Below are 24,229 nucleotides of genomic sequence, written 5' to 3' on the forward strand. Positions count from 1 at the left end.
GAGGGAATGTCCCTCCTTTTTTAATTCGTCGAATGCAGCGAAATAAGCTCATACGTGACAATCGTCCGGTTGTCGGCAAGTTCCAGCTTTTTCACCACCGCTTCGCCGCTCGCCTCGCTTTGTAACGTTCTTCTTACTTCAATTGGAATATCGATCGGATAAATGCGGTATCCTTCCTTTTCTAAAATAAACAGATTGTCTTTTATTCGCTTTTCTTTGCCTTTTGTCACAATGAGTGTTTGAAACTCCAGCGGCATGCCCATGAAACACACCTCCTTCTCATTTTATCGTATCATACATCTGGCTGCTGTTTCATCCATTCCGTTAACCGCCGGACTGTTTCGCGGTTATCTTTAGGCGGAAAATAATGGGTAAAGGTTGGAAAATACCATGCCGTCACTCGTTTATTTGCCTCTTTTAACCTCTTTTCAAGACGGTACGCATGTTCAATCGAAACGTTTTGATCTTTTTCCCCATGGATGATCAGCACAGGCGCTTGAATTTTTTCGATTTCATACAATGGCGTTCTCCATCGGTAGCGCTCTGGATATTTTGTCGGTGTCCCCCCGATTACCCGTTTCAACATTCGCCGCAAATCTTCTCGCTCCCAATATGTCAGGGCAATGTCAGAAACCCCTCCCCAGACGGCGACAGAACAAACAGCTGGCTCCAAAATCGCTGTATGAAGCGCCATCGCTCCGCCGCGGGAAAAGCCAAATACGTGAATGCGTTTGCTGTTTACTTGGGGGTGCCGCTGTAAAAGCCGAAAACTTGCAATCGCGTCATAACGGTCTTCCCCCGCAAAATCTTCATTTCCTTCCCCTCCTTGATTCCCGCGATAAAACGGCGCCATCACAATAAATCCGTACGAAGCAAACTGCGTAATGCGGGATAGCCGCACTTGCCCGACGTTTTTTATGCCGCCGCGCAAGTATAAAAACCCATCGTATATTCCCGGCATTTTCGGTTGTGCCAAAAATCCTTTAATTTTCAGCCCTTGGCATAAATATGTAACGAGAAATACATCCACATGCGGATTGGGAGAAGGGAATTTATATTGATTGACGATATATCCGTCCATATGTTTCTTCCTTTCCATTAGGCGTTCACACATTTTTTTCGGATGCATACGATAAGGTGAAGTAAGCTTCATCTTATCCAATGCTAAGGAGGTTCCCTGCATGAAAAAAACCGCAATAGTGTCGCTTTTTCTTTTCCTTCTTATTATCCCGCTTGCCGCCTGCAATCAACAGGCAAATAAGGAAATAAAGAAAGTGCGGGTCGCAGAAGTCACCCGTTCGATCTTCTATGCCCCACAATATGTCGCCATAGCGAAAGGCTTTTTTAAAGAGGAAGGATTGCATGTTGAACTCGCCACAACATGGGGCGGCGATAAAACGATGACAACACTGCTTTCCGGCGGGGCTGACATCGCTCTTGTCGGATCAGAAACATCGATTTATGTCTACAGCCAAGGAACAAACGATCCGGTCATTAATTTCGCGCAGCTGACACAAACAGACGGAACGTTTCTTGTCTCCAGGGAAAAAATAGAAAATTTCACTTGGGATCAGCTCAAAGGCAGCACGTTCCTCGGCCAGCGCAAAGGCGGCATGCCGCAAATGGTCGGCGAATTTGTCTTAAAAAAACATGGCATCGATCCGCATAAAGACGTTAAGCTGATTCAAAACGTCGATTTTGCCAACATCGCTAACGCTTTCGCCAGCGGCACAGGCGATTTTGTCCAGCTATTTGAACCGACGGCAAGCATTTTTGAACAGGAAGGAAAAGGATATATTATCGCATCGTTTGGCACGGAATCCGGTCACGTTCCATATACGACGTTTATGACAAAACAAAGTTTTATCCGGAACAACAAAGACACGATCGAAAAATTTACCCGGGCGATCTATAGAGCGCAACAATGGGTGGAATCGCACAACGCGGCAGAAATCGCGCAAGCTATTCAGCCTTACTTTAAAGATACCGATCTTTCCATCATTGAAAAAGTCGTCGATCGCTATAAAAGCCAAGGAACATATGCAACAAATCCAATCCTTGACAAAGAAGAATGGAACAATTTGCAAAACATTATGAGCGAAGCAGGTGAATTGCCAAAACACATCGATCATAAAACACTTGTCGATAATTCATTCGCGGAAAAAGCTATGGCCAAATAACGAAAGCGGGTGAAAATAATGGGTTTTTTAGTCGTTGACCGCGTTTCCCACACATATTTTACAGAAAAAACAGCCGTTACCGCTTTGGAAAACATATCGTTAACGGTGGAGAAAGGGGAGTTTGTCTCCTTTCTCGGCCCGAGCGGCTGCGGCAAAACAACGCTTCTTTCGATTATCGCCGCATTAATCAAGCCGACGGAAGGAACCGTTTTCGTCGAAGGGAAAGAATTAGACAGCTCGCGCGCAAACGCCGGATATATGCTGCAGCAAGATTATTTATTTCCTTGGAAAACAATTGAAGAAAACATTTTGCTCGGTTTAAAAATCATGGGAACATTGACAGAAATAACAAAAAAGCAAGCGCTTGATTTGCTTGCCGATATCGGATTAAAAGGAGTCGAAACGCATTATCCAAGCCAGCTTTCGGGCGGCATGCGCCAGCGCGCCGCACTCGTCAGGACGTTGGCGACCAATCCAAAAATGTTATTGCTTGACGAACCATTTTCTGCGCTCGACCACCAAACGAAATTAAAGCTGGAAGAGCTGGTATGGCAAACACTAAAAAATTATGGAAAAACAGCGCTTCTTGTTACGCATGACATCGGTGAGGCGATTGCGATGAGCGACCGCATTTTTCTATTTTCCACAAAGCCAGGGAGAATCGTGCGCACCTTTATTGTTCCCGATGAATTGCGCCGTCTATCGCCGTTTGCGGCGCGTCAGCATCCGCAATTTTCCGCGCTATTCCAATCCATTTGGAAGGAGCTTGATCAGCTTGAAACAAACAAATGAACAAATTCGTTCTTTTCACCAGCAGTACATTGCGTCACGAAAAAAAGAAAAGCGGCTTATTCGCTTTTTTCAGCTTATCCTATTTGTTACCTTTTTTCTGCTATGGGAGGCAGCAAGCCGGTACCACTGGGTCGACCCGCTTTTGTTCAGCTCGCCATCGGCGATTTGGGATTTATTTGTCCAAAAGCTGGCCGACCATTCCCTCGTTACCCATACGTTTGTCACTTTATTGGAAACGATGTTAGGGTTTATCATCGGCACGATCGCAGGGGCATGTTTCGGCGCCCTTCTTTGGTGGTTTCCGCGCTTGGCGAAAACGCTTGACCCGTATTTAGTCGTGTTCAACGCCATGCCGAAAGTGGCGCTCGGTCCCATTCTCATCGTCGCTCTTGGTCCGGGATTCACTTCGATTATCGCGATGGGAGTCATTATTTCCGTCATTATTACGACGATTGTTGTCTACTCTGCCTTTCAAGAAGTCGATGCCAACTATCTCAAAGTATTGAAAACATTTGGGGCCACCCGTTATCAATGTTTTAAAGAAGCGGTGCTGCCATCGTCGTTCCCGACAATTATTTCTACGTTAAAAGTCAATGTCGGTTTATCGTGGGTTGGAGTCATTACCGGCGAATTTCTCGTTTCCAAACTTGGGCTTGGCTATATGATCATTTACGGATTCCAAGTGTTTAACTTTACGCTCGTGCTAATGAGCCTGCTCGTCATCGCGCTGTTATCGACCATCATGTACCAAGCTGTCAGCATGATCGAAAAAAAACTGATGAAACATCGTTAGAGGCGTTCATCACACTACAAAGAACGCCTCTTTATTTCTTTTAACGTATATTGCAATACATCGTCCCTCATAATAAAACTGAATCGTTTATCGAAGCGGATATTTTCCGGCAATGAACGCAACAACACCGGACCGTCTGTTTCCAAATAAGAAGACTGCTCGACGATCGCCGCGATTTCCGCAAAGTATATATTTTTTATAATCGACGGCTCTACTTTATATTGGCCAATATACGTTAACGAACCGACAATTCCGCCTGTCTCTTCTTTCACTTCGCGGACTGCGGCTTGTTCCGGCGTTTCTCCTTTTTCTACTTTTCCACCGGGAAATTCCAACCCGCGTTCTGGATGATTCGTCAGCAGCCATTGCCCTTTGTAGCGACAGACGATCCAAACATGTCTGGGCTTTAGTGAAAATGGATGATCCATAAACGACAATAACACGCGATTTCCATAGCAGTCAAAAAAAGACTTCATCTTCGTAAACCTCATTCCTGCTTTCTCTCTTCTCCCTTCATTATACTTGCAAACGGCACCATAAAAAAAGCCACCAACATCGGCAGCTTTCGTTTTATTCTTCCCGGATAAAACCAAGCGAACGAATATGCTCTTTTGCTTCTTCGTTCCCCAGCTTATAAATAAGCTGGTATATTTTCTTTAATGTTTCGTCATAGGCATCGTTTTCACGATCATAATGATATTGAACATACGGAACATGAGCACGCAAAAACGATTGCCAGTCTGTCGAATAGTTTTGATCAAAGTACTCGCGCAATTCAATAATTTCATCATCTGTCGCTTCAATTTGGAAATCCCATGGGGAAGCCGTCTTGACTTGCGAAATTTCCCCTGTTGCGATCGACACATAGTATGTTTTCTTTTCCTGTTCCGCCACGCTTGTCATCTCCTTATGATCGATCTTCTTCATCGTTTAGTGTGGGGAATGCAAAAAAAATTATGCTTTAAAATTAGCCCGTCTCATCTTTAAAAAGTTGGATTGCTTTTTTTAAAAAAGATGGCAGCGGAACACCAGCCCTCCCTATATTTTCAACAATGGAGATGAACTCATTGATTATATAGGAGAAAATAACCGCATCACGAATAAAATGGTTGTCCCAGCCAATCGCAATATCTAATAAATGCGAAACAGCCACTAAAACAAAAACGAGTATCTTGCGGACAATGCCACGGAATCCGACTTGGCTCGACAATTTTCCTTCAATAGCGCTGGCGATCAATCCTGTTACATAGTCTGTCATCACAAAACAAAGCAAAATAATAATTAATAAGTCCGCGCCTCCAATAAGAAACGAAATGAACGAGCCAACAAACGAAGCGCCAAACATCGACATATATTTTTGCATACTCTCCCTCCTGTAACGAGCATTATTATCGTATGCTCTAATGAGGGAAGACGTATAGATAGCCTCCTAGTAAAATAAAAAACCACTCCTTCCCTATCGAAGGAGTGGTTGGTCAACGATCTGTTTATCGGCCAAGGAACGATTTTAACATCCACACATGTTTTTCCAAACTTTGATGAATGCCAAGCAGCATGTCGCCGGTTGTTTCATCTCCAACTTCATCCGCAATTTTCATTCCTTCTTTTAATTCTTCAATCATCGTTTCAAAATCGCTTACAATCGTTGCTACCATTTGTTCCGCCGTTTCTTGCCCAGTCGCTTCTTTCACGGACGATTGTTCTAAGCATTCTTTCATTGTCGCAACTGGCGCCCCGCCAAGCGCAAGAAGACGTTCCGCCAATTCATCGATATGTAGCGCAGCTTCGTTATACAATTGTTCAAATTTCTCGTGAAGCGTAAAAAATTGAGAGCCTTTTACATACCAATGATAATTATGGAGCTTAATGTAAAGGACACTCCAATTAGCAATCTGTTTGTTCACAATGTCCGTTAATTGTTTTGACATCTCTTCATTCCTCCTTAACATTGTTTCCGCAATCATAAAACATGCTTATATCGCTCTATATTTTTTCCCATTGCCGAAATGATATACTTTTCCAAATGTTTCTTCCACTTTTATTTTACACTGAAATAAGCTATATAGCAAAATCGAATTTCTATCAATATTGTGTCAATTCTTATTAACAGCTATCGTTCGCTAAAAAAGCGATTGAAACAAAAAGAAAGCTATCACCAATCCGGTGATAGCCCTTTATCATTATCCAAACACTTTCTTTAATTCCTCTTTATCATGCTCTAACCAGAAGCGCATTAACCGCTTTGCCCCTTCGAGATCATGCAATTTTGCCTGCCCGCATTGCCGCTCCGTTGCTGCTGGAACTTCCGTAGCGTTCAGTGCGTCTTTCATCGTCTCCTCCAGCAAGTCAATAATTTCATCAACGGTTGGCGAACCGCTCACAACAAGATAAAATCCAGTTTGGCAACCCATTGGCGAAATATCAATAATATCGAAATGGTCATATTTTTCCGCATGTTTGCGGATAGTATAAGCTAACAAATGCTCAAGCGTATGAAGCGCATCCGGTTTCATCGCTTGCTTATTCGGCTGGCAAAAACGAATATCAAATTTATTCACAACGCCATCGCTTCCGACTTTATGAACGCCACAATGTCTGACATATGGCGCTTTCACAGCGCAATGATCCAACTCAAAACTTTCTACTGAAGGCATGCGATCATCACTCCTACTTTATTTTTCTTTTTCATCATACACCGAAATCCGATTTTTTTCATCCTTTTTGTATAAATTGCTTCAAGACATTATATGCGCCTTTGTTCCTCTTTTTATGATATGATATACACTGCGATCAATTTATTTCTTGGCTAGGTGTGTGGGAATGGCGAAAAAATTATTGATTTCTTTCATCCGCTTTTACCAAATTTTCATTTCTCCGTTAAAGCCGCCGACATGCCGGTTTTATCCGACTTGCTCGCACTATGGTTTAGAAGCGGTTAAACGGTTTGGCGCCATCAAAGGCGGCTGGCTGACGATAAAACGGATTTTAAAATGCCACCCGTTTCATCCCGGCGGATTTGATCCCGTGCCTGAGAAGCAGGAAAAACGGTGATTTTTCTATAACTAATTATCGATATGGTGCAGCTTTTCGGCAAGCATGCTTGAGCGAGAAAGTCACCGGGAAACATTAGCAGCTTGAACTTTTCTCCGTCCGTCTCCAATAAAAAACGATGTTGACCAGTTTGCAAATGCCTTGATATTTCTTTTCCGCTTCCGCCTCGTTTCATTGCAAGACTTGGTCTCCCGCCAACATTCCGCAAAGGGGCGGGAAATTTTTAGCATCTATCAAAGAAGCGCTTCTGCGCAGATAAAGGCAGCCTGCATATATGTCCGCTTTTGTAAAGAAAAAACGTGCCGGTCCACTTTCCCCTTTCCTTCATTAAGAGGAGGAAGGCTTTTCGGGAAATGGAAAAAATCTTAAATGATGTGAAAATAACCGTTGCTTTTTTAGACATTTTCTTGTATGATTGGCATTGATAAATCGTAATGATTACGATTATCTAACAGGAAGGAGAACATGATAATGAAAAAAATACCTGTTACTGTATTAAGCGGTTATCTTGGCGCAGGGAAAACGACGCTGCTCAATCATATCCTGCATAACCGAGAAGGAAAGAAAATCGCGGTTATTGTGAATGATATGAGTGAAATAAATATTGATGCTGACTGATTCGCCAAGGCGGTTTTTCCCGCACGGAAGAAAAGCTGGTGCAAATTCAAAACGGCTGCATCTGCTGTACGTTGCGTGAGGATTTAATTAAAGAGGTGAAAAAACTAGCAGATGCTGGAAACATCGATTATATTGTTATCGAATCTTCAGGAATCAGTGAACCAATTCCAGTAGCGCAAACATTTACATATATTGATAAAGAACTGGGGATTGAAATGGCTTTAGATGAATGTTTGCTGACAGAGGAGGAAATGAAACAAGATTGGGCAACATTTTGCGATCCTCTTCCTCCATTTATTGTTTCCCAATAAATGCAATTATTCTAGTTCTCAAATCGTAATTGTTACGATATAATAGCAAAGGAGTTTGCTGGTCAAACATTTTGACAGGAAGGTGCTTAACATGAAAGCAAAATCATTTATTTTATCCCTTTTGCTTGTGATCTCTGCGTTTTTGTACGGTTGCAATGCGGAAAAAAATCACGAACAGACGGAAAAAGCAAAAGACGTTTTAACCATTTATACGACCGTTTATCCGCTTGAAGATTTTACGAAAAAAATCGGGGGCGATTATGTTAACGTGCAAAGCATTTATCCTCCCGGCGTCGAAGCACATACATTTGAACCGACAACAAAAACGATGAAGCAGTTGGCCGATGCGGATGCGTTTATTTATATCGGGCAAGGGATGGAAAGCTTTGCCGATAAAATCAAAGAAACATTAAAAAATGAACAGGTTCATTTTCTCGCTGCTACTGAAGGGATCGAACTACTAGACTCCGCACATGAAGAGCATGCGCACGAGCATGAACATGAACAAGAGCATGAGCACCACGGCGATAAAGATCCGCACGTATGGCTTGACCCAGCCCGCTCGATCGCAATAGCCGAACATATTCGCGATTTGCTCATTGAACTTAAGCCAGAAAAGAAAGAAACATTCACCAAAAACTTCGAAGCATTGAAAGCAAAATTAGAACATCTTGACCAACAATTTCAAACGGTCGTAAAAAGCGCACCGAAAAAAGAAATTCTCGTTGCGCACGCTGCTTACGGATATTGGGAAGACCGCTATGGCATAAAACAGCTGAGCGTTTCTGGGCTTTCGCCAACGAATGAGCCTTCACAAAAAGAATTAGCGGAAATTGTTAAAATAGCCAAACAACATCACATCAAATATGTCATTTTTGAGCAAAATACGACATCCAAAATTACTGAAATTGTAAAAAACGAGATTGGTGCCGATTCTTTGCGGCTGCACAACTTAGAATCGCTAACTTCCGAAGATAAAAAAGCAAATAAAGACTATTTCACTCTCATGGAAGAAAATATTCGCGTGCTCCAAAAAGCGCTCCAATAAAAGCAACAGTCTGCCCCGCGCTGGGGCAGACTGTTTTTTTGCAGACAACCGGCCACCCTTCCTTTAAACCGTCGGGACGCCATATAGACGCATGGACGCTTATTTCCAATAATGACCGCTTATTATTGCAGTGAACGCACATATTCCGCAATCGCCGCAATTTCACCCGGTGTCAACGTTTTCACTTCTTTTGTCTGATGGCGCTCTATCGCTTCTTCAATCGTTTTTGCGCTGCCGTCATGCAAGTACGGGGCGGTCGCCCATACACCGCGCAATGTTGGGGTATCCCATTGCTTCGGTGTGCGCGGATTTGTAAAATGCGCCCTTGCATCACCGGCAGACGGCTTATCGCCCGGATTGGCCGTACCGATGTCATGCAAATAATCCGTATTCGCCGTCGTCAAACGTCCGTTGGCATCAACCGCTTTAGGGCTATCGGTGAAATATTCGCCGCTGTGGCAGCTGAGGCAATTTCCTTTGCCATTAAAAAGCTTTTCTCCTTCCTCCGCTTTCGCTGTCAAGCTTCCGTCCGAATGGCGGTACGGGCTTTTAGGAACCGGAAACGACCTTGGATCATCTAAATAAGCAAGCAGCGCGTCATACATATGCTGCACATCCGGAGGCAGCGGTTTTCCAGCATCGAGGCTCATCATTCCGCCCATCTCGCTCTGCACAGTATGAATATAATCGGTAAAATCATCACGTGAACCGTCCCACATAAACAGTCCCGTTTTCGTCGCTAAAATGTTGCTTGGAACATTGCGCGGGCCTTTCGGCGTCAACAAGGTAAGTTTATTGATGTCGCCGTCGCTATGGCAAGATGCGCAACTCATCCAGTTATTCCCGGTAATGTTTATCGCAAATTCATCGCTATTGGCGCTATAAAAGATCGTTTTTCCTTCACGCACAAGCGGCGATAACGAATCTTTAGCAATTAAACGGATCGTTCCCTTCACCGCTTTTGCTTTAGCGTACGGGCTGTTTCCCCCTGTTTTAATAATGGCAAGATCATGGCTCATCGCGTTATGCACGTACAATGTTTTGCCATCTGGGGAAATGACAATCCCGCGCGGATTATTTCCTTCAATGCGCCGCAAAATTTGCGTTGCGTTTCCTCCGCGCTGCAAATCAAAGACAACCAAATCTTCGCTTCCCGACATGACCGCATACGCTTTGCTTCCATCAGGTTGAAAAGCAAGATCATAAGGGTTGGAAACAATGATCGTTTGATTGTGGACATCCGTTACATTAATTTCTTCAAACAGTTCTTTACGTTCGTCTGTCAGCTCAACATCGTTTTGCAAATCAATCACAGAAATCGCCGGAAACACCGTTTCTTCAAAGTTAATTGGCGTGTCAATATTCGTCAGTAAATGAGGAATATACGCTTTTTTTCCATTAGGCGCTATCACGATTTGTTCCAACGTATTTGGAATGCCCTGGCTTTTTTTGCGGTCTTCTTTGTCCGGTGACGGAGCGAGCGCAATTTCTTTCAGAACACGGTTTTGTTTCGTGTCCACTACACTAATTTTGGCATCTAAATATTGTGTCACATATAATTTTTTTCCATCGGCGGTTAAAGCGAGCGCGCGCGGCCGGTCACCGATTTTTATTTCTGTTTTCTTTTCTCCTTTCGCCAAATCGAATACCGATAAAGTGCCAGAACGATAATTTGCCACATAGAGCATTTGACCGTCTTGGCTTGTCAGCAAGCCAAACGGCTCGATTCCCGTTTTCAAATGGCCGACGACTTTTTTCTTTTTTAACGAAATGATATCGACGCGGTCGTCATACATGCAGGAAACGTACAGCCACTGCTCATCAGGGCTTAAAGCGAGCTGCCGTGGCTCTTTGCCGACCCGGATTTCCGCTTCCTTTTTTTTCGTTTTCGTATTAAAAATGGTGACGGAATGAACGTCAATGTTGGCGACGTACAATGTATCTCCCTTTTTGTTTATCACAATATTATCGCTATGGACCGGTTCATGGCGAATCACTTTCGGTTCTGCGTCAAAAACCTTGCCCGATTGACAGCCTCCCATCAGCAACAGAATAAACAACATACATAGCCATAGCCACTTTTTCATAACGTTCCCCCGCTATCAACTTAGAATGATAACCATTATCATTGTATAAAGAAAAGCGGCAAATCGCAATGATTGCCGCTTTCTTATTTTTCTTTCACTTCCACATTCAACAGAATCGGTGCAATGCCATACTTTCCATGCCCTGCTTGCACTTGCGGCACATGGTCATGATCAGCATTTCCGGATTTGTCCCCTTTTTTATATACATCGCCCGTATCCCAAAATTCGCTCGCCTGCATGCCCTCTTTAAGGTTCGGGCCATCGATGATGCGGTCATAAAAATCAACATAGCGCGAAATAATTGTTTCCCGCTCCAGCGCTTTCACCGTTTCATCTGCTTCCGTATTATTTAAGTTATTCAAAGCGACGCGGAATACGCCTGAAAGCGCCCCGGCGACAAATGGCGTATATTCGATGTCCCCTTTTCCGGTGCGGTATACGCGCAGTTTCTTATCCCAAAAATGCTTATCCACCGCCGCATAAATATTGCGCGCCGCATTGCGGTATTGTTCATTTTTCGTCGCCAAAAAGGCGGCCGTTAGCCCGCGGATGGCGCCAAGCTGGGCAAGCAATGTCGGTTCTGATTTTTCAGCACCCTCGCCAATCACGTAGCCGTTCGCTACAAGCCCATCTTTTCTCATTAAATGTTTTATGATAAAGTCTGCCTGGCTTTTTATTAATTGCAGCGCCCGTTTTCCTTCCAGAGTTTCTAATCCTTTCGCGTCTTCACCGCTTGCATAGCCAACCGGAAGCCCGTCGATGGCGCGCTCAAAAATGCGCAGCGCTTCGATCGTATATCCAGCCTGGAACGTATCGACGCGTTTCCCTTGCTGCTTGCCGTCATGCTCATCGACAAAAAAAAGCGCCGATTTCCGGGTTAAAGTGCATCGCATCAATGTTTTTGAATATTTGCAATAGCACATCCCGGTTCACCGAGTATGGGTCAGTGGAAGAAATATCGTTCGCCGCGTCTGCATCTAAGTTTTCTTTCGGTGCGCTTGGGTACGGCGCGCCATCAAACACGGCTAAAAAGGCAGGATTTTGGTTTTTGTTTTCCGGACGCTGGTCGGTCATGCCGTAAAATTCCGAAGCCGGCCAAAGCATCAGCCATTGGTCTTGCAGCAAGCTCCGCGGATCTTCCACTTGCAATTGTTTTGCCTTTGGCGCAAGCGGATTGCCATCCTCGACCACTTGAATTTTATGCGGTAAATAGACAAACCCATGTGCCGGATTATAACGGCTTCCTGCCGCTTTAGCCAGCGATTGGCTATTAGCGTCATAAAATAGATGATCGCGAATGTAGTTTAATTTGTTCCAAATTTGCTCTGTTAAAATCATTCCTTGCATTCCGTCCGCCGAACTAACGCCAAGGGCAATGTTTTCATCTTTGTCATCGTTTGGCGTTTTTGCTTCTATTTCTTCGTCTTTATCTACTGTATGAAAGCCGCCTAAAAAGTCGCCCGCCCAAAGCGCTTGTTTCAAAAAGACGCCGCCGTAAGCGGACGGGGTTAATACTTTTTCCATCTTATTGCGGTCCCAGCGCAGCGACTGGAAATCGACTTGGTATACAGGCACATACGTGCCATCGTCATTTTCCGCATATACGCTCGTATCCACTTTTTGCGCATAATGAGGATCTCCGCTTGCGTACTCAATTAATGTTGGAAACATATTGCGGAAAATCTCTTCACGCGGATAGCCGACGCTGTCCGCCAACTCATAAAACCGGCCCTCCAACGCCTCTCCGCTAGTCTTATGTACATTTTTTGCCATCTGCTCCACAACCGGGCCATGAATTAAATGAAGCCCAAGCCCCGATTTTTCCGTCACTTCATACATTGCTTCTTCTGAATATTCATATGACTCAATGCCGGCCGTATAGTCGAACTTCGTCGGTTTGTCTATTTTCCGCGCGTCTAATACATCCAAATCTAAGCCGAGCGCTTCTGCCAATGGTTCGCCAGATAATTCAAATTCAGAATAAGCGAACATGTTGCCTGCCGTGTCAAATGTATAATCCGTTACAGGAACTTGCAAATCTGCCCTCGCTTGTTTTTGCTTTGTTTCTGTTTCTTTTCCACTGGAAGTGCAAGCGGAAGCGAGCAACAGTGAGGACGTAAGCGCTGCTGCTGTCATCACTTTCCACGGTTTTCGTTTCATGACGACCCCCCCTACACATTACAAATAACGATTTTCATTCTCATTTATTTTAATACAAAATGGCGGAAAACGTAAACTATTTTATGTCACTAATATCAGCTGAAAAGTATCGGTCGTTTCCACCATCCGTTCTCCTGTAAGAAGAGAGCAAAACTCGATCTTCTTTGGGTAAAAACCAAATGTTTGTTTACAAGCAGCAGGGGCAATTTGCGCATAATGGTAAACAAAACTTGGAGCATCTTCTAACAGCAGCTTTCGCATCGTGTACGTTCCGTCCTCTTCATAAACAAAGTCAATATCTACATTCGTTTTTCCTCGCCCTTTCCCATGCCGATAAGTCGCTTGCGCAAACAAAAGAAGTGGAGACCGTTGCGCTTCTGCGCCAGAGGTAAAAAATTGAAGCAAATGATCGGTGATTTTCGCTAAAACGGTATAATAATGAATTGGTGACTCAAACAAATGCGGATGAAGCAGCCGCCGATATGTTTCAATCAGCTTTAACATGTAAAAAGGAGATCGCAATGACGGAACGGCACGGTAATATTCAACCATCACGTTGCGTATCACTTTTTTCACCGCTTGTTGCCATGTCAAACCTCCTTCATGGCTCGCTATTGCTTTCATCATTATGTACCCCCGTCATTTTCTTTTTTCAATTTTTTCAATAACAGAATGAATAGAACTCCAGGAACGTTTGACAAAATAAATTGGCTTATCTTTGCTTTTCGCTTTTTGTTTGATTGCTTTTGCCAAATTATGATTCACATAATCCGTCATGACAATAACAATATCCACATGTTCTGGAATATCGCGTTTTACCATATTGACTTTGCGGCCATCAAGATGGATGATTTCTTGAAAGCCTGAATCGATTAGCTTATCCGTAATATTTCCTAAATGATCTGCACCCACGACCAATAAGGATGTCATCGTCTCCCTCCTTCACAGCCTTTTCTTATTTTTATTCTAATTGAGAATGATTTTCTATGTCAATTATAATCATCAATATTTTAAAATTGCTTATAGTTTCCTTCATAACTTTTTGTCAAACAACCAAACTAAACGTGTAAGTCATTTTCATAGGATGGGGTGATGCATATGGCAAAAGATGTGCTTTGTGAAGTGAAAAACTGCCATTATTGGGCAGAAGGAAACCGCTGCAATGCAGCATCGATTTATGTTGTGAGCCATAATGGGAACATGGCATCAGATTCCACGGAAACGGATTGTAAAACGTTTATGCCTTCAGATGAAGCGTTATGAAAAAGGGAAGCAAAAAAACAAAGCCTTTGGCGTTTGCGCCAAAGGCGTGATGTTTACATCGTTTAGCAAAGTGAGGCGATATCTATGAGGAAAAAGGACAGTCTAATCAAAGCGTTTAAAGAAGAAATAAAACGGGCGGATCCAATGACATTTCCGCTCTGCGTCGACTCATTTACAAATTTATGGCAATATGAATTTGGCGCGTTGGACGGTCTGCCTCCAGAAGTCGAGAAACTTATTGCTTACCGCATCACAGAATTAGATTTAATGGACGAATATTGAAAACGGGGGTTACGATGAGGAAGTCCCTCCTAATGAATTGGTTGGAATCAGCTGTTTTAATTGGCGGCGCAATAGTTTTTGCGAAGCGTTGCGCGGCAATTGCTCAACAAAATAGATTTGTTTCGGGATTTTATATTTCGCTAAACGCTCTTGGCAAAATTGTTTTAACTGCTCTGCCGTCGCCGAATAGCCGCTTTTTAGTTTCACAAACGCACACGGCACTTGTCCCCATGTTTCATCATCGATTCCGGTTACTCCCGCTTCCTCTACCGCCTCATGGGAAAGAAGCACCGCTTCAATTTCAGCCGGATAAACGTTTTCCCCGCCGGAAATGATAAGGTCGGAACGGCGGTCTAATACATATAAAAATCCGTCTTCGTCGATATAGCCGATGTCTCCCGTATAAAACCAGCCGTCGCGAATCGCTTCTTCCGTCGCATCCGGCCGGCGCAAATATCCTTTTGTCACATTTGGGCCTTTTACGACAATTTCTCCCGGTTCATACGGACGGGCCGCTTGTCCGTCCTCTTTTTCGATGCGAAGCTGCGCTGGAAACAACGGCTTTCCTGCAGAACCAAGCTTTGTTAAACTATATTCCGGGGCAAGCGTGACAATTTGTGATGATGTTTCCGTCATGCCGTACGTCTGATAAACGGGAATCCCTTTTGCTTTGCATGCTTCCAGCAGCGGTGTTGGAGCAGGCCCGCCGCCAAGCAGCATGCAGCGAAACGTTTCCGGATACCGCCTTTCGCCAAGATCGGAGATCATTTTTTGCAACATCGCACTGACTACAGACATCATTGTCACTTTCCCGGCGATAATGAGCTCATTGGCTTTTTTTGCATCGAAAGCGTGCATGACATACATGCTCATTCCATATATAACGCTCCGCATCATAATCGATAAGCCGCTAATATGAAAAAACGGAACAGCCGCAAGCCAGCAGTCATTCTCATGCAATCCTAAATTTAACGCCGAACCGATAGCACTCCACCAATGATTTCCGTAAGTTTGCAATACACCTTTTGGTTTTCCCGTCGTTCCTGACGTATACATGATGGTGGCGACATCGTCAAAATGGTAATATTGCTGAAATTCGGCATCCGCCTCAGGCAATGCGGACAATTCACTTACGGTAATAACCCGAACGTCTTCTCCCATTCGGTCCGCCAACTCATCATCGGCAATAACGCATGCCGCTTCACTATCTTTTAATTGCCAAGCAAGCTCATAGGAAGTCAAACGCGTGTTTTGCAGCAAAACAATCGCGCCAAGATAATGAAGGGCGTGAATGAATTCGATCATCGCCACGCTGTTTTTCATAAAAACAGCGATGATATCTCCTTTGCGCACTCCCGCGTTTGCAAGCTGGCGCGCTTTTTTCGCGGCAGACTCATGAAGCTCCGCAAACGTTTTTGCGGCTTGTTCGTCATAAACCGCAATGCGTTCAGGTGTCAAAAACGCCCGCTGCATAAGCCAATTCGGAAGCGATGTTTGCATGTTCCTTTCTCTCCTTCCTCCATAAAGAAACAGCTTGATGGAATTCATCAAGCTGCTTTAGCTTGCCTTTATTATTTGCCAAACGCCATCGGTTCACGCGCTTTGCTCCACATTGCAGCGGCAACACATGAAAGTTCATTTTTCTCGGCAATTCACGCAAGACTTAACGCCTGTCCCTCCGACGCGTACGCCGATAAGCAAAGCCGCCTTCCGCTTTTCTTATGGAAAACGCGGGAATTGTTTGAAGTTTGGCTGCCGTTTTTCTTTAAATGCATCTCGCCCTTCTTTCGCCTCATCGGTTGTATAGAATAGCAGCGTTGCGTCACCGGCGAGCTGCTGAATGCCGGCCAAGCCGTCGGAATCAGCGTTAAACGCCGCTTTCAAAAAGCGAATCGCCGTTGGGCTTTTTTCTAAAATTTCTTGCGCCCATTTCACCGTTTCTTCTTCCAATTGCTCTAATGGCACCACTTTATTGACAAGCCCCATTTCCAACGCTTCCTGTGCGGTATATTGGCGGCATAAATACCAAATTTCACGCGCTTTTTTATGCCCAACAATACGCGCCAAATAGCCTGCACCGTATCCGCCGTCAAAACTGCCCACTTTTGGACCAGTTTGTCCGAAAATCGCATTGTCTGCCGCAATCGTCAAATCGCAAACAACATGCAGCACATGACCGCCGCCGATCGCATAGCCAGCGACCATGGCAATCACCGGTTTTGGAATGACGCGAATTAATCGCTGCAAATCTAATACATTAAGCCGCGGAATTTGATCTTCACCAACATATCCGCCATGGCCGCGCACTTTTTGGTCCCCGCCGGAACAAAACGCTTTTCCGCCAGCACCTGTCAAAATAATGACGCCGATTTTCGAGTCATCGCGCGCATATGAAAAGGCGTCGATCATTTCAGCAACAGTTTTTGGACGGAACGCGTTATGTACTTCCGGGCGATTGATCGTAATTTTCGCAATGCCGTTATACGTTTCGTATATAATATCTTCATACTCGCGTTCCTTAACCCACTCAATGGCCATGAAACTCTCCTCCTTTAATAAACTCACTTACTATTTTAGCAAAAATCTCCCGTTGTTCCACATGAATTGCATGCCCCGCCCGTGCGACTTTCACCATTTCGCAATTTGGCAGATATTTCTTCATTTCTTCCGCAATCCGGCAAAACTTTTGATCCCATTCTCCGCATAAAAGCAGCGTCGGTATGCTAACTTCTGATAAACGGTTCCACCATGAAGGCTGCCTTCCCGTTCCCATTCCCCGCAAACTGTTCGCCAATCCTTTTTCATTATTGCTTAACCGTTCGGTGCGAATTTGCTGCCGCACACTAAGAGGCAAGCGCTTTTGTGATGCAAAAAGCGGAATGTTTTCCCATTTTTCGACAAATTTCTTTATGCCATATCGTTCTATTTCTTCCGCTAACGCTTCATCCCTTTCTATTCGTTCCCAGCGTTCTTGCATCGTTTTTAATCCCGGAGAGCTGCTTTCTAATATTAATGTCCGGACGCGGTGAGGATAAAGAATCGCAAATGTTAACGCAAGGCGCCCGCCCATTGAATATCCGAGCACATGAGCGTCTTGCAAATGCAAATGCCGCAATATTTCTTCCAGATCAGCAGCCACTTTTTCAATTTCATAGCGCGCCGGATCAGTGGGCGAATCGGTCCGGCCGTGCCCGATGATATCCACGAGAATAAGCCGATAATCACGCCAATATGGGAGAAAAGGTTTCCACGTTTCCACACTGCCAGTAAACCCGTGCAACAACAACAGCGGTTCTCCATCACCGAATGATTCGACATGGTAAGAAACTCCGTTGGCAAAAACCTTCATACTGCCCCCCGTTTTTCGAGAAATTCTGCTATTTCCTGGGAAACCTTTTCCCACAAAAGGCGATGCATTTTTACATTATTTTCCCGTGATGTGCACACTTCCACGACGTGAAGGCCATCAGTTGTTAACGATTGCGCAACACAATCGCGAAATTCATCCCATGTCGCGATTTTGGCAAAATTCCCTCCATACATGCGGACAACATGGGCAAATTGCAAATCGGTCGGCGTACCAAACAACATTTCAAAATGTTTTTTATGTTCCGCTTGCGGCAAAAACGAGAAAATGCCTCCGCCGTTGTTATTAAGAACGATGATCGTCGCGTTCAATCCGTGCATTTTTGCCGCCAATAGCCCGTTTAAATCATGATAAAAAGAAAGGTCGCCAATGACAAGCACAAGCGGCTCGGCAACCGCGCTGGCTCCTAAAGCGCTTGACACAACACCGTCAATCCCATTTGCCCCACGGTTCGCTAAAATGCGGATTTGCTTGTCGTTTGTAAAGAAAAATGTGTCCGTGTCTCGGATTGGCATACTGTTGCCGACAAATAACGTTGCACCGTCTGGAAGCAATTGCGCAAGTTCGGTAAACACTTTTCCTTCAAACAATTCGTTTTCTGCCGCTGCTTCCAGAAGCACCGATTTTGCGATACTGTTGATCGCTTTCCACGTTGCCGACCATTCGCTTTTGCTTCGCTTCGGTTTTCCAATATGGACAAGCTGGCGGCAAAATTCAATTTCATCGCAGTACACCATATACGATGCTGCTAATGTCGGCTCCCGCCAGCCGCCTTCCCCATCAACGACAATTTGTTTTATGTTAACATATCGTTTCAGAAGGAGGAATAATGGTTTCGAGACCGGCATGGCGCCGAAACGGATCACAACATCCGGCACTAATGAAGCGGCGATCTTTTCATCTTTCAGGATCGCGTCATAACTGTCAATGATATACTCTTTTTCGTGCGTTCCGCTGCGCAGTTGGGAAAGCGGATCGGCTAAAATAGGATAATCGAGCATGTCCGCCAACTGCGTGACCGCCTCGGCAAACTCGGGCCGATCAATCGGCCCGCAAACAATCAACCCTTTTTCGACAGAAGCAAATTCATCGTATAACCGCTGAATTTGCTCGATGCCGACCGTCATTTTTCCCGGGATGACGGTCGTGTAAGACGGCTCTTTCGCTTCGGTTTGCTCCCATGTTTCTTCACGGACTGTCGGCACAAGCGGCTCGCGCAATGGAAAGTTTAAATGAACAGGGCCTGCCGGGGCGCTGATTGCCACCCCTGCCGCCCTTGCCGCCATCGTTCGCGCATAACGGAGCATGTCCGGCGTCTTTTCCGGCAGCGCCATTTCGACAAACCACTTCGCGTATTTTCCATATATATTCAGCTGGTCAATTGCTTGCGGAGCCCCGACCTCTCGCAATTCATGCGGACGGTCTGCCGTGATAATGATAAGCGGCACGCGCGAATAATACGCTTCTACGACCGCTGGAAAATAGTTTGCGACCGCCGTTCCCGACGTACAAAGAAGGGCAACAGGATGCCGTTTTGCTTTCGCCATGCCGAGAGCAAAAAATGCGGCGGAGCGTTCATCAATGTTCATATGCACGCGCATTGCCGGATGTTCGGCCACCATAATGGCAAGCGGTGTCGAACGCGATCCTGGACTCACCACCACATCTTGCACTCCGGTTTTCGCTAACTCATCCACAAAAGCGGCTATATATAATGTTAATGCTTCATTCATTTCTCTCCACTCCTAGCGCCGATAGCATCGGGGTTAATTTCACTTTTGTTTCTTCATATTCGCTCATCGGGTCAGAATCGCCGACGACTCCGCAACCTGCAAAAATGAATGCTTCTTTTCCTTGGAAAAGCCCCGAACGAATGGCTACGGCAAATTCGCCATTCCCTTCTGCATCCATCCAGCCGATTGGTGCTGCATACCATCCCCTGTCTAACGGTTCGGTTTCACGAATTTCCTTGATTGCCTTTTCCCGCGGTGTCCCGCCAAGTGCCGGCGTCGGATGCATTTGTTCAACAATCGATAAAACCGAAGCAGCATGGCACTTTTCTCCGATTACAGGCGTATATAAATGTTGAATATGCTGCAATTTTAACAGTTGCGGTGAAGCTGGGATTTGTACGCGCTTGCAAACTGATCCCATCGCTTCTTTAATCATCTGGACAACAAACTGGTGTTCACGAAGGTTTTTCTCGTCACGCATGAGCCATTGTCCGAGTTGTTTGTCTTCCTGAAGCGTTTTTCCGCGGCGTATCGATCCAGCCAAACAAATAGAATAACACGCATCCCCTTCCTTTTTCACAAGCTGTTCCGGAGAAGCGCCAATAAAACATTGTCCGTCTTGCTCAAACGCAAATAAATAACTAAATGGCTGTTGTTCGCGCAATTGCTGCAAAACAACGACCGGATCGATCACATCCGCAAACGATAAACGTGCCTCTCTTGCCAACACTACTTTATCAAATTTTCCTTCCCGAATGTTCCTGATCGTTTTTTCGACCGCATGAATCCATTCGTCTTTTTGCGCTTCCTCATATTTAACTAATGTCGGCAACGAAGCTGTCGGCTGTTTCTGTTCTTGAGATAAGAGACGCAGCAGCAGCCCTATTTTTTCCATACTTTCTTCGTACCGCATGGAAGGCACAGTGACCGTTAATGTTGCTTTTCCGTTTTTAAGCGATAAAAGAACGGTCGGCACCACCATTTTTGCGTGAGGGAAAGCGCGCCATTTTTCCGTTCTTGGTTTGAATGGATCAAAGGAAAAACCGCCAAATAAAATAGGCGTTGCAGCGGTTCCGTGATGATCGAAAGCCAGCTGCTCCATCCATTTCTTCCATTTCGTCTCTACTATCCGGAAACGCTGCTCTTTTTCTTCTGTTTCGATGCTATATGTGCAGCCAAGCCCGACATAAACGGTTCCATTCGCACGATCAGACCAATAAAACCGCTCGCGGAAAGAACATGCTTGTCCTAACGCAAAAAAATAAACTGGATCTACATCATCCATTTCCCCGCTCCAGCTAATAAACGGGCAATTTGCTTTTTTCCCGATGAAACGCAATTGTTCCTCTATTTCATGCTGATATAAAATTGCCACTGTAATCCCGCTTTCTTCATTATTGCTTATTTTCTATTTCTCATTATATATAATAGGAAATGATTTATCTATTCTAAAGGGGTTGACACCTTATAACCGTTTTCCTACACTTATTGTGAACGTTTTTTGAACATTACTTTATCTTATTCCGACATGAGGGGTATGATTATGCAACCATCATTGCAAACAGAACGGCGTCCTTCCGTCAGCCGTCGCCGCGATTGGCGCGTTTGGTGGAGATTAACGCGGCCGCACACATTGACAGCTGCATTTGTTCCCGTTTGTATTGGCACAGCGTTAGCATTCCATGAAACAAATATTCGCGTTTCGCTGTTTATCGCGATGCTTGTCGCTTCTTTGCTCATTCAAGCGGCAACGAACATGTTCAATGAATATTATGATTTTAAGCGCGGGCTGGACTCACCAGAATCCGTGGGAATTGGCGGGGCGATTGTCCGCGAAGGAGTCCATCCGAAGACGGTTTTGAATTTGGCGATTGCCTTTTTCGCCATCGCTACGCTCATTGGCGTCTATATTTGCATGAATAGCAGCTGGTGGCTCGCGTTGATCGGATCTATTTGTATGGCAGCTGGATATTTCTATACAGGCGGACCTATACCAATTGCGTATACCCCGTTTGGTGAACTCGCGGCTGGATTTTTTATGGGACTACTGATTATTTTAATTTCCTTTTTTATCCAAACAGGAGAAGTCACTAAAACAGCTATTTTGATTTCCGTGCCGATTGCTATTTTAGTTGGAGCGATTTTGCTGGCAAACAACATTCGCGACTTCGACGGGGACAAAAAGAACGGGCGCAAAACGCTGGCGATTTTAGTCGGGCGCCATAACGCGATCCGCATCCTTGCCGGCATGTTTGCCGTATCGTTTGTCTGGATGATTGGACTAGCCTTTTTCCACCTTGTTTCTTTCTGGACATTGCTTGTCTTTTTCAGCGTACCAAAAGCGATTGCAGCGGCAAAAGGATTTATTGGCAAAACGAAGCCAATCGAGATGATGCCGGCAATGAAAGCGACGGCACAAACGAATACGCAATTTGGTTTTCTTTTGGCAATTGGTTTACTTATCAGCCATTGGTTGTAACACGGTCGCAACAGACCGTGTTTTTTTTATTTTTTCGTTCATACTACAAAGTAAACGGTTGATTTTAAGGAAGGAGTTATGAAGCATGTTAACGAACGAACAATTAGCCGCCTTCCGTGCCGAACTTCTCCGTGCCAAACAGGAAACACAAGAGCGGCTGCAACAGAACGGCCATTTCGGCACACTGCGGAGCCACGCGCACGACGCGGTCGGTGAGCTTTCCAGCTACGACAATCATCCGGCAGACGACGCAACCGAGCTGTATGAACGGGAAAAAGATATCGCGCTGAATGAACATGCGGAAAGGGAACTAAAAGAAATTGAGCACGCTCTCCAAGTGATCGAAAACGGCACGTATGGCATATGCGAAGTTTGCGGGAAGCCGATTCCGTATGAACGGCTGAAAGCACTGCCGACAACAACATGCTGCAAAGAACATAGCCGTGACAAAACCGTTTCGCAAAAACGGCCGCTTGAAGAAGGTGTGTTGATGCCTCCATTCGGAAAATTCGCTCTCGATCACCGCAACGAATCAGTAGCATACGACGCGGAAGATGCCTGGCAAGAAGTGGCTCGTTACGGCTCGTCCGATACTCCTTCGGATTTAGGGAAAAATGTCGACGATTACGGGGAAACATATGCTGAATCCGAAGAACACGTCGGTTATGTTGAAGAGTTAGAAAATTTTGCAGCGGTTGATTTATACGGCAAACATGTAAAAGTATATCCGACGAGAGAACACGAACAGCTGGAAAATATGCTGGACGAGGAAGGAATCATGTCCAATATCGGCGATCTGCCGGCATATGAAAAAGAACCTTATACGAAAAAAGAAGACCATCGGCATTGATGGTCTTTTTTTGAAACAAAAAGGAATCCGCGTTCGTATAAAGAATATATAGTGGTGAACAATGACATTGAGGTGAAGACGATGAACGCACATGACATTGACTACAAGTTATATGGAGACGATATGCAATTTGTCGAAATCGAATTAGACCCCCAAGAGAGCGTCATCGCCGAAGCTGGCGGCATGATGATGATGGAAGACGGGATAACGATGGAGACGATCTTCGGCGACGGCTCCGATTCCAGAAAAGGTTTTTTCAATAAATTAGTAGGAGCGGGAAAACGGCTGCTGACAGGCGAAAGCTTATTTATGACTGTGTTTACGAACAACAGCGCAGAAAAACGCCGCGTCTCGTTCGCCGCGCCATATCCGGGAAAAATCATTCCGGTCGATTTGAGCGAACTTGGCGGCAAAGTGATTTGCCAAAAAGATTCTTTCCTTTGTGCCGCGAAAGGGGTTTCTGTCGGCATCGATTTTCAACGTAAGCTTGGCACTGGCTTTTTTGGCGGTGAAGGATTTATTATGCAAAAACTCGAAGGAGACGGCCTTGCTTTTTTGCACGCGGGCGGAACGATTTACCAGCGTGAGCTGCAGCCCGGCGAGAAGTTGCGCATTGACACCGGCTGCTTAGTGGCAATGACAAAAGAGGTCGATTATGACATCGAATATGTCGGCAAAATAAAAACCGCCTTTTTCAGTGGCGAAGGGCTGTTTTTTGCCACATTAACCGGTCCGGGAACGGTTTGGGTGCAATCTCTTCCGTTCAGCCGGCTTGCTGACCGGATTATCGCCGCTGCGCCAAGTTCGAGAGAAGAAGGTAGCATTCTCGGCAGCCTTGGCCATTGGCTGGATGGTGATAATTAAGAGAGGGGAAAATGTTATCAAGATCTAAATTATAAAAAGCTAAAAAATAAAGGAGAACACATATTATACATGACTAAAATGTGTTCTCCTTTTTTCTTTTTATTACTAAGTACCCGTTAGTTCAAGGGTATAAGCAAATCAATTACTAATTTTCAACCTTGCAGATTGTCCCTTACCTATAAAATAGATATATACTCCTATCGCACCCCCGAGGGTATTTAGAATGACATCATCAATGTCTGTAGAACGCTCATATACTAAAAACGCTGACCCTATAGAATTTTCAATAAATTGAATTAGTTCAATCCCAATAGAGATCCGATAGCTTTCTTTGTACAAGTATTTGAAAAC

Annotated in this window: 26 protein-coding genes and 2 pseudogenes; 11 read left to right on the forward strand and 17 right to left on the reverse strand. The window is 44.8% G+C overall.

Going from position 1 to position 24,229, the window contains the following annotated elements:
• Positions 1-20 precede the first annotated feature (20 nt).
• Both AOT13_RS18595 and AOT13_RS18600 read right to left on the reverse strand, forming a co-directional pair.
• Positions 21-263, reverse strand: a complete 243-nt coding sequence (locus AOT13_RS18595; RefSeq protein WP_003248518.1) for a DUF2584 domain-containing protein — start codon at positions 261-263, stop codon at positions 21-23.
• Between the two features lie 29 nt (positions 264-292).
• Entirely contained in the window at positions 293-1,081 is a 789-nt protein-coding gene (locus AOT13_RS18600; RefSeq protein WP_003248515.1) for an alpha/beta hydrolase family protein, read from the reverse strand.
• Between the two features lie 100 nt (positions 1,082-1,181).
• On the opposite strand from AOT13_RS18600, the gene AOT13_RS18605 reads away from it, so the two are divergent.
• The 3 genes from AOT13_RS18605 to AOT13_RS18615 are packed head-to-tail and all read left to right on the forward strand — an operon-like array spanning position 1,182 to position 3,765.
• A complete protein-coding gene (locus AOT13_RS18605) occupies positions 1,182-2,180 on the forward strand; it encodes an ABC transporter substrate-binding protein (RefSeq protein ID WP_003248509.1) in 999 nt (332 codons plus the stop codon).
• Between the two features lie 18 nt (positions 2,181-2,198).
• Positions 2,199-2,972, forward strand: coding sequence for an ABC transporter ATP-binding protein (locus AOT13_RS18610; RefSeq protein WP_003248508.1), 774 nt, complete (start codon positions 2,199-2,201; stop codon positions 2,970-2,972).
• Entirely contained in the window at positions 2,956-3,765 is an 810-nt protein-coding gene (locus tag AOT13_RS18615) for an ABC transporter permease (RefSeq protein WP_013400212.1), read from the forward strand. Before AOT13_RS18610 ends, AOT13_RS18615 begins: the two co-directional genes overlap by 17 nt.
• Positions 3,766-3,779: 14 nt before the next feature.
• Here AOT13_RS18615 and ytkD read toward each other — a convergent pair whose 3' ends face one another.
• From ytkD to AOT13_RS18640, 5 genes are all read right to left on the reverse strand, one after another.
• Positions 3,780-4,241 (reverse strand): RNA deprotection pyrophosphohydrolase, encoded by a 462-nt coding sequence (gene ytkD / locus AOT13_RS18620; RefSeq protein WP_013400211.1) that lies wholly within the window; start codon positions 4,239-4,241, stop codon positions 3,780-3,782.
• 94 nt (positions 4,242-4,335) lie between these two features.
• Complete coding sequence (locus AOT13_RS18625) at positions 4,336-4,659, reverse strand: hypothetical protein (RefSeq protein WP_003248503.1); 324 nt, start codon at positions 4,657-4,659, stop codon at positions 4,336-4,338.
• A 73-nt stretch (positions 4,660-4,732) separates the two neighbouring features.
• The gene (locus AOT13_RS18630; protein WP_013400210.1) at positions 4,733-5,128 is read right to left on the reverse strand and encodes a phage holin family protein; all 396 of its coding nucleotides are present in this window, start codon (positions 5,126-5,128) and stop codon (positions 4,733-4,735) included.
• A 124-nt stretch (positions 5,129-5,252) separates the two neighbouring features.
• Positions 5,253-5,693 carry a Dps family protein gene (locus AOT13_RS18635; protein WP_003248499.1) on the reverse strand — a complete coding sequence of 147 codons (441 nt, stop codon included), beginning with the start codon at positions 5,691-5,693 and terminating at the stop codon, positions 5,253-5,255.
• A 252-nt stretch (positions 5,694-5,945) separates the two neighbouring features.
• Positions 5,946-6,419 carry an S-ribosylhomocysteine lyase gene (locus AOT13_RS18640; protein WP_003248497.1) on the reverse strand — a complete coding sequence of 158 codons (474 nt, stop codon included), beginning with the start codon at positions 6,417-6,419 and terminating at the stop codon, positions 5,946-5,948.
• Positions 6,420-6,585: 166 nt separating this feature from the next.
• Between AOT13_RS18640 and yidD the strand changes: the two genes are divergently transcribed.
• The 3 genes and pseudogenes from yidD (at position 6,586) to AOT13_RS18655 (ending at position 8,793) form a co-directional block, all read left to right on the forward strand.
• Positions 6,586-6,816: a membrane protein insertion efficiency factor YidD gene (yidD, locus tag AOT13_RS18645; protein ID WP_013400209.1), complete on the forward strand. Its 231-nt coding sequence runs from the start codon at positions 6,586-6,588 to the stop codon at positions 6,814-6,816.
• Positions 6,817-7,287: 471 nt separating this feature from the next.
• Positions 7,288-7,641, forward strand: a pseudogene (locus AOT13_RS18650) (GTP-binding protein); the annotation flags it as partial.
• 195 nt (positions 7,642-7,836) lie between these two features.
• Positions 7,837-8,793, forward strand: a complete 957-nt coding sequence (locus tag AOT13_RS18655) for a metal ABC transporter substrate-binding protein (protein ID WP_003248494.1) — start codon at positions 7,837-7,839, stop codon at positions 8,791-8,793.
• A 122-nt stretch (positions 8,794-8,915) separates the two neighbouring features.
• On the opposite strand, the gene AOT13_RS18660 is transcribed toward AOT13_RS18655, so the two are convergent.
• The 4 genes and pseudogenes from AOT13_RS18660 to AOT13_RS18675 all read right to left on the reverse strand — a co-directional run bounded on the left by AOT13_RS18660 (position 8,916) and on the right by AOT13_RS18675 (position 13,970).
• Positions 8,916-10,880 carry a beta-propeller fold lactonase family protein gene (locus AOT13_RS18660; protein WP_042384408.1) on the reverse strand — a complete coding sequence of 655 codons (1,965 nt, stop codon included), beginning with the start codon at positions 10,878-10,880 and terminating at the stop codon, positions 8,916-8,918.
• Positions 10,881-10,963: 83 nt separating this feature from the next.
• Positions 10,964-13,040, reverse strand: a pseudogene (locus AOT13_RS18665) (hypothetical protein).
• Between the two features lie 81 nt (positions 13,041-13,121).
• Entirely contained in the window at positions 13,122-13,667 is a 546-nt protein-coding gene (locus AOT13_RS18670; protein WP_013876360.1) for a hypothetical protein, read from the reverse strand.
• A gap of 12 nt (positions 13,668-13,679) precedes the next feature.
• A complete protein-coding gene (locus tag AOT13_RS18675) occupies positions 13,680-13,970 on the reverse strand; it encodes a DUF2325 domain-containing protein (RefSeq protein ID WP_003248486.1) in 291 nt (96 codons plus the stop codon).
• Positions 13,971-14,138: 168 nt separating this feature from the next.
• Between AOT13_RS18675 and AOT13_RS19200 the strand changes: the two genes are divergently transcribed.
• Positions 14,139-14,303 (forward strand): DUF1540 domain-containing protein, encoded by a 165-nt coding sequence (locus AOT13_RS19200; protein WP_013400207.1) that lies wholly within the window; start codon positions 14,139-14,141, stop codon positions 14,301-14,303.
• Between the two features lie 84 nt (positions 14,304-14,387).
• On the forward strand, positions 14,388-14,585 hold the full coding sequence (locus AOT13_RS18680) for a hypothetical protein (RefSeq protein WP_013400206.1): 198 nt from the start codon (positions 14,388-14,390) through the stop codon (positions 14,583-14,585).
• A gap of 9 nt (positions 14,586-14,594) precedes the next feature.
• Here the strand turns inward: AOT13_RS18680 and AOT13_RS18685 are convergent, their stop codons facing one another.
• The 5 genes from AOT13_RS18685 to AOT13_RS18705 all read right to left on the reverse strand — a co-directional run bounded on the left by AOT13_RS18685 (position 14,595) and on the right by AOT13_RS18705 (position 21,060).
• Positions 14,595-16,085 (reverse strand): o-succinylbenzoate--CoA ligase, encoded by a 1,491-nt coding sequence (locus AOT13_RS18685; protein WP_042384405.1) that lies wholly within the window; start codon positions 16,083-16,085, stop codon positions 14,595-14,597.
• A gap of 219 nt (positions 16,086-16,304) precedes the next feature.
• The gene (gene menB / locus AOT13_RS18690) at positions 16,305-17,123 is read right to left on the reverse strand and encodes a 1,4-dihydroxy-2-naphthoyl-CoA synthase (RefSeq protein ID WP_003248482.1); all 819 of its coding nucleotides are present in this window, start codon (positions 17,121-17,123) and stop codon (positions 16,305-16,307) included.
• Positions 17,113-17,934, reverse strand: a complete 822-nt coding sequence (gene menH, locus AOT13_RS18695) for a 2-succinyl-6-hydroxy-2,4-cyclohexadiene-1-carboxylate synthase (protein WP_042384402.1) — start codon at positions 17,932-17,934, stop codon at positions 17,113-17,115. The genes menB and menH overlap by 11 nt, the downstream gene beginning before the upstream one ends.
• On the reverse strand, positions 17,931-19,685 hold the full coding sequence (gene menD, locus AOT13_RS18700; protein ID WP_013876355.1) for a 2-succinyl-5-enolpyruvyl-6-hydroxy-3-cyclohexene-1-carboxylic-acid synthase: 1,755 nt from the start codon (positions 19,683-19,685) through the stop codon (positions 17,931-17,933). The genes menH and menD overlap by 4 nt, the downstream gene beginning before the upstream one ends.
• Complete coding sequence (locus tag AOT13_RS18705) at positions 19,678-21,060, reverse strand: isochorismate synthase (RefSeq protein WP_042384399.1); 1,383 nt, start codon at positions 21,058-21,060, stop codon at positions 19,678-19,680. The genes menD and AOT13_RS18705 overlap by 8 nt, the downstream gene beginning before the upstream one ends.
• A gap of 168 nt (positions 21,061-21,228) precedes the next feature.
• Between AOT13_RS18705 and AOT13_RS18710 the strand changes: the two genes are divergently transcribed.
• The 3 genes from AOT13_RS18710 to AOT13_RS18720 all read left to right on the forward strand — a co-directional run bounded on the left by AOT13_RS18710 (position 21,229) and on the right by AOT13_RS18720 (position 23,878).
• Positions 21,229-22,164 (forward strand): 1,4-dihydroxy-2-naphthoate polyprenyltransferase, encoded by a 936-nt coding sequence (locus AOT13_RS18710; RefSeq protein ID WP_003248476.1) that lies wholly within the window; start codon positions 21,229-21,231, stop codon positions 22,162-22,164.
• A gap of 85 nt (positions 22,165-22,249) precedes the next feature.
• Entirely contained in the window at positions 22,250-23,014 is a 765-nt protein-coding gene (locus AOT13_RS18715; protein WP_003248475.1) for a yteA family sporulation protein, read from the forward strand.
• Between the two features lie 81 nt (positions 23,015-23,095).
• Complete coding sequence (locus tag AOT13_RS18720; RefSeq protein WP_003248473.1) at positions 23,096-23,878, forward strand: TIGR00266 family protein; 783 nt, start codon at positions 23,096-23,098, stop codon at positions 23,876-23,878.
• Positions 23,879-24,016: 138 nt separating this feature from the next.
• Here AOT13_RS18720 and AOT13_RS21515 read toward each other — a convergent pair whose 3' ends face one another.
• Positions 24,017-24,217 carry a VanZ family protein gene (locus AOT13_RS21515; protein ID WP_072000116.1) on the reverse strand — a complete coding sequence of 67 codons (201 nt, stop codon included), beginning with the start codon at positions 24,215-24,217 and terminating at the stop codon, positions 24,017-24,019.
• Positions 24,218-24,229 lie beyond the last annotated feature (12 nt).

It is taken from the genome of Parageobacillus thermoglucosidasius (genome assembly GCF_001295365.1).
Lineage (GTDB): Bacteria > Bacillota > Bacilli > Bacillales > Anoxybacillaceae > Parageobacillus > Parageobacillus thermoglucosidasius.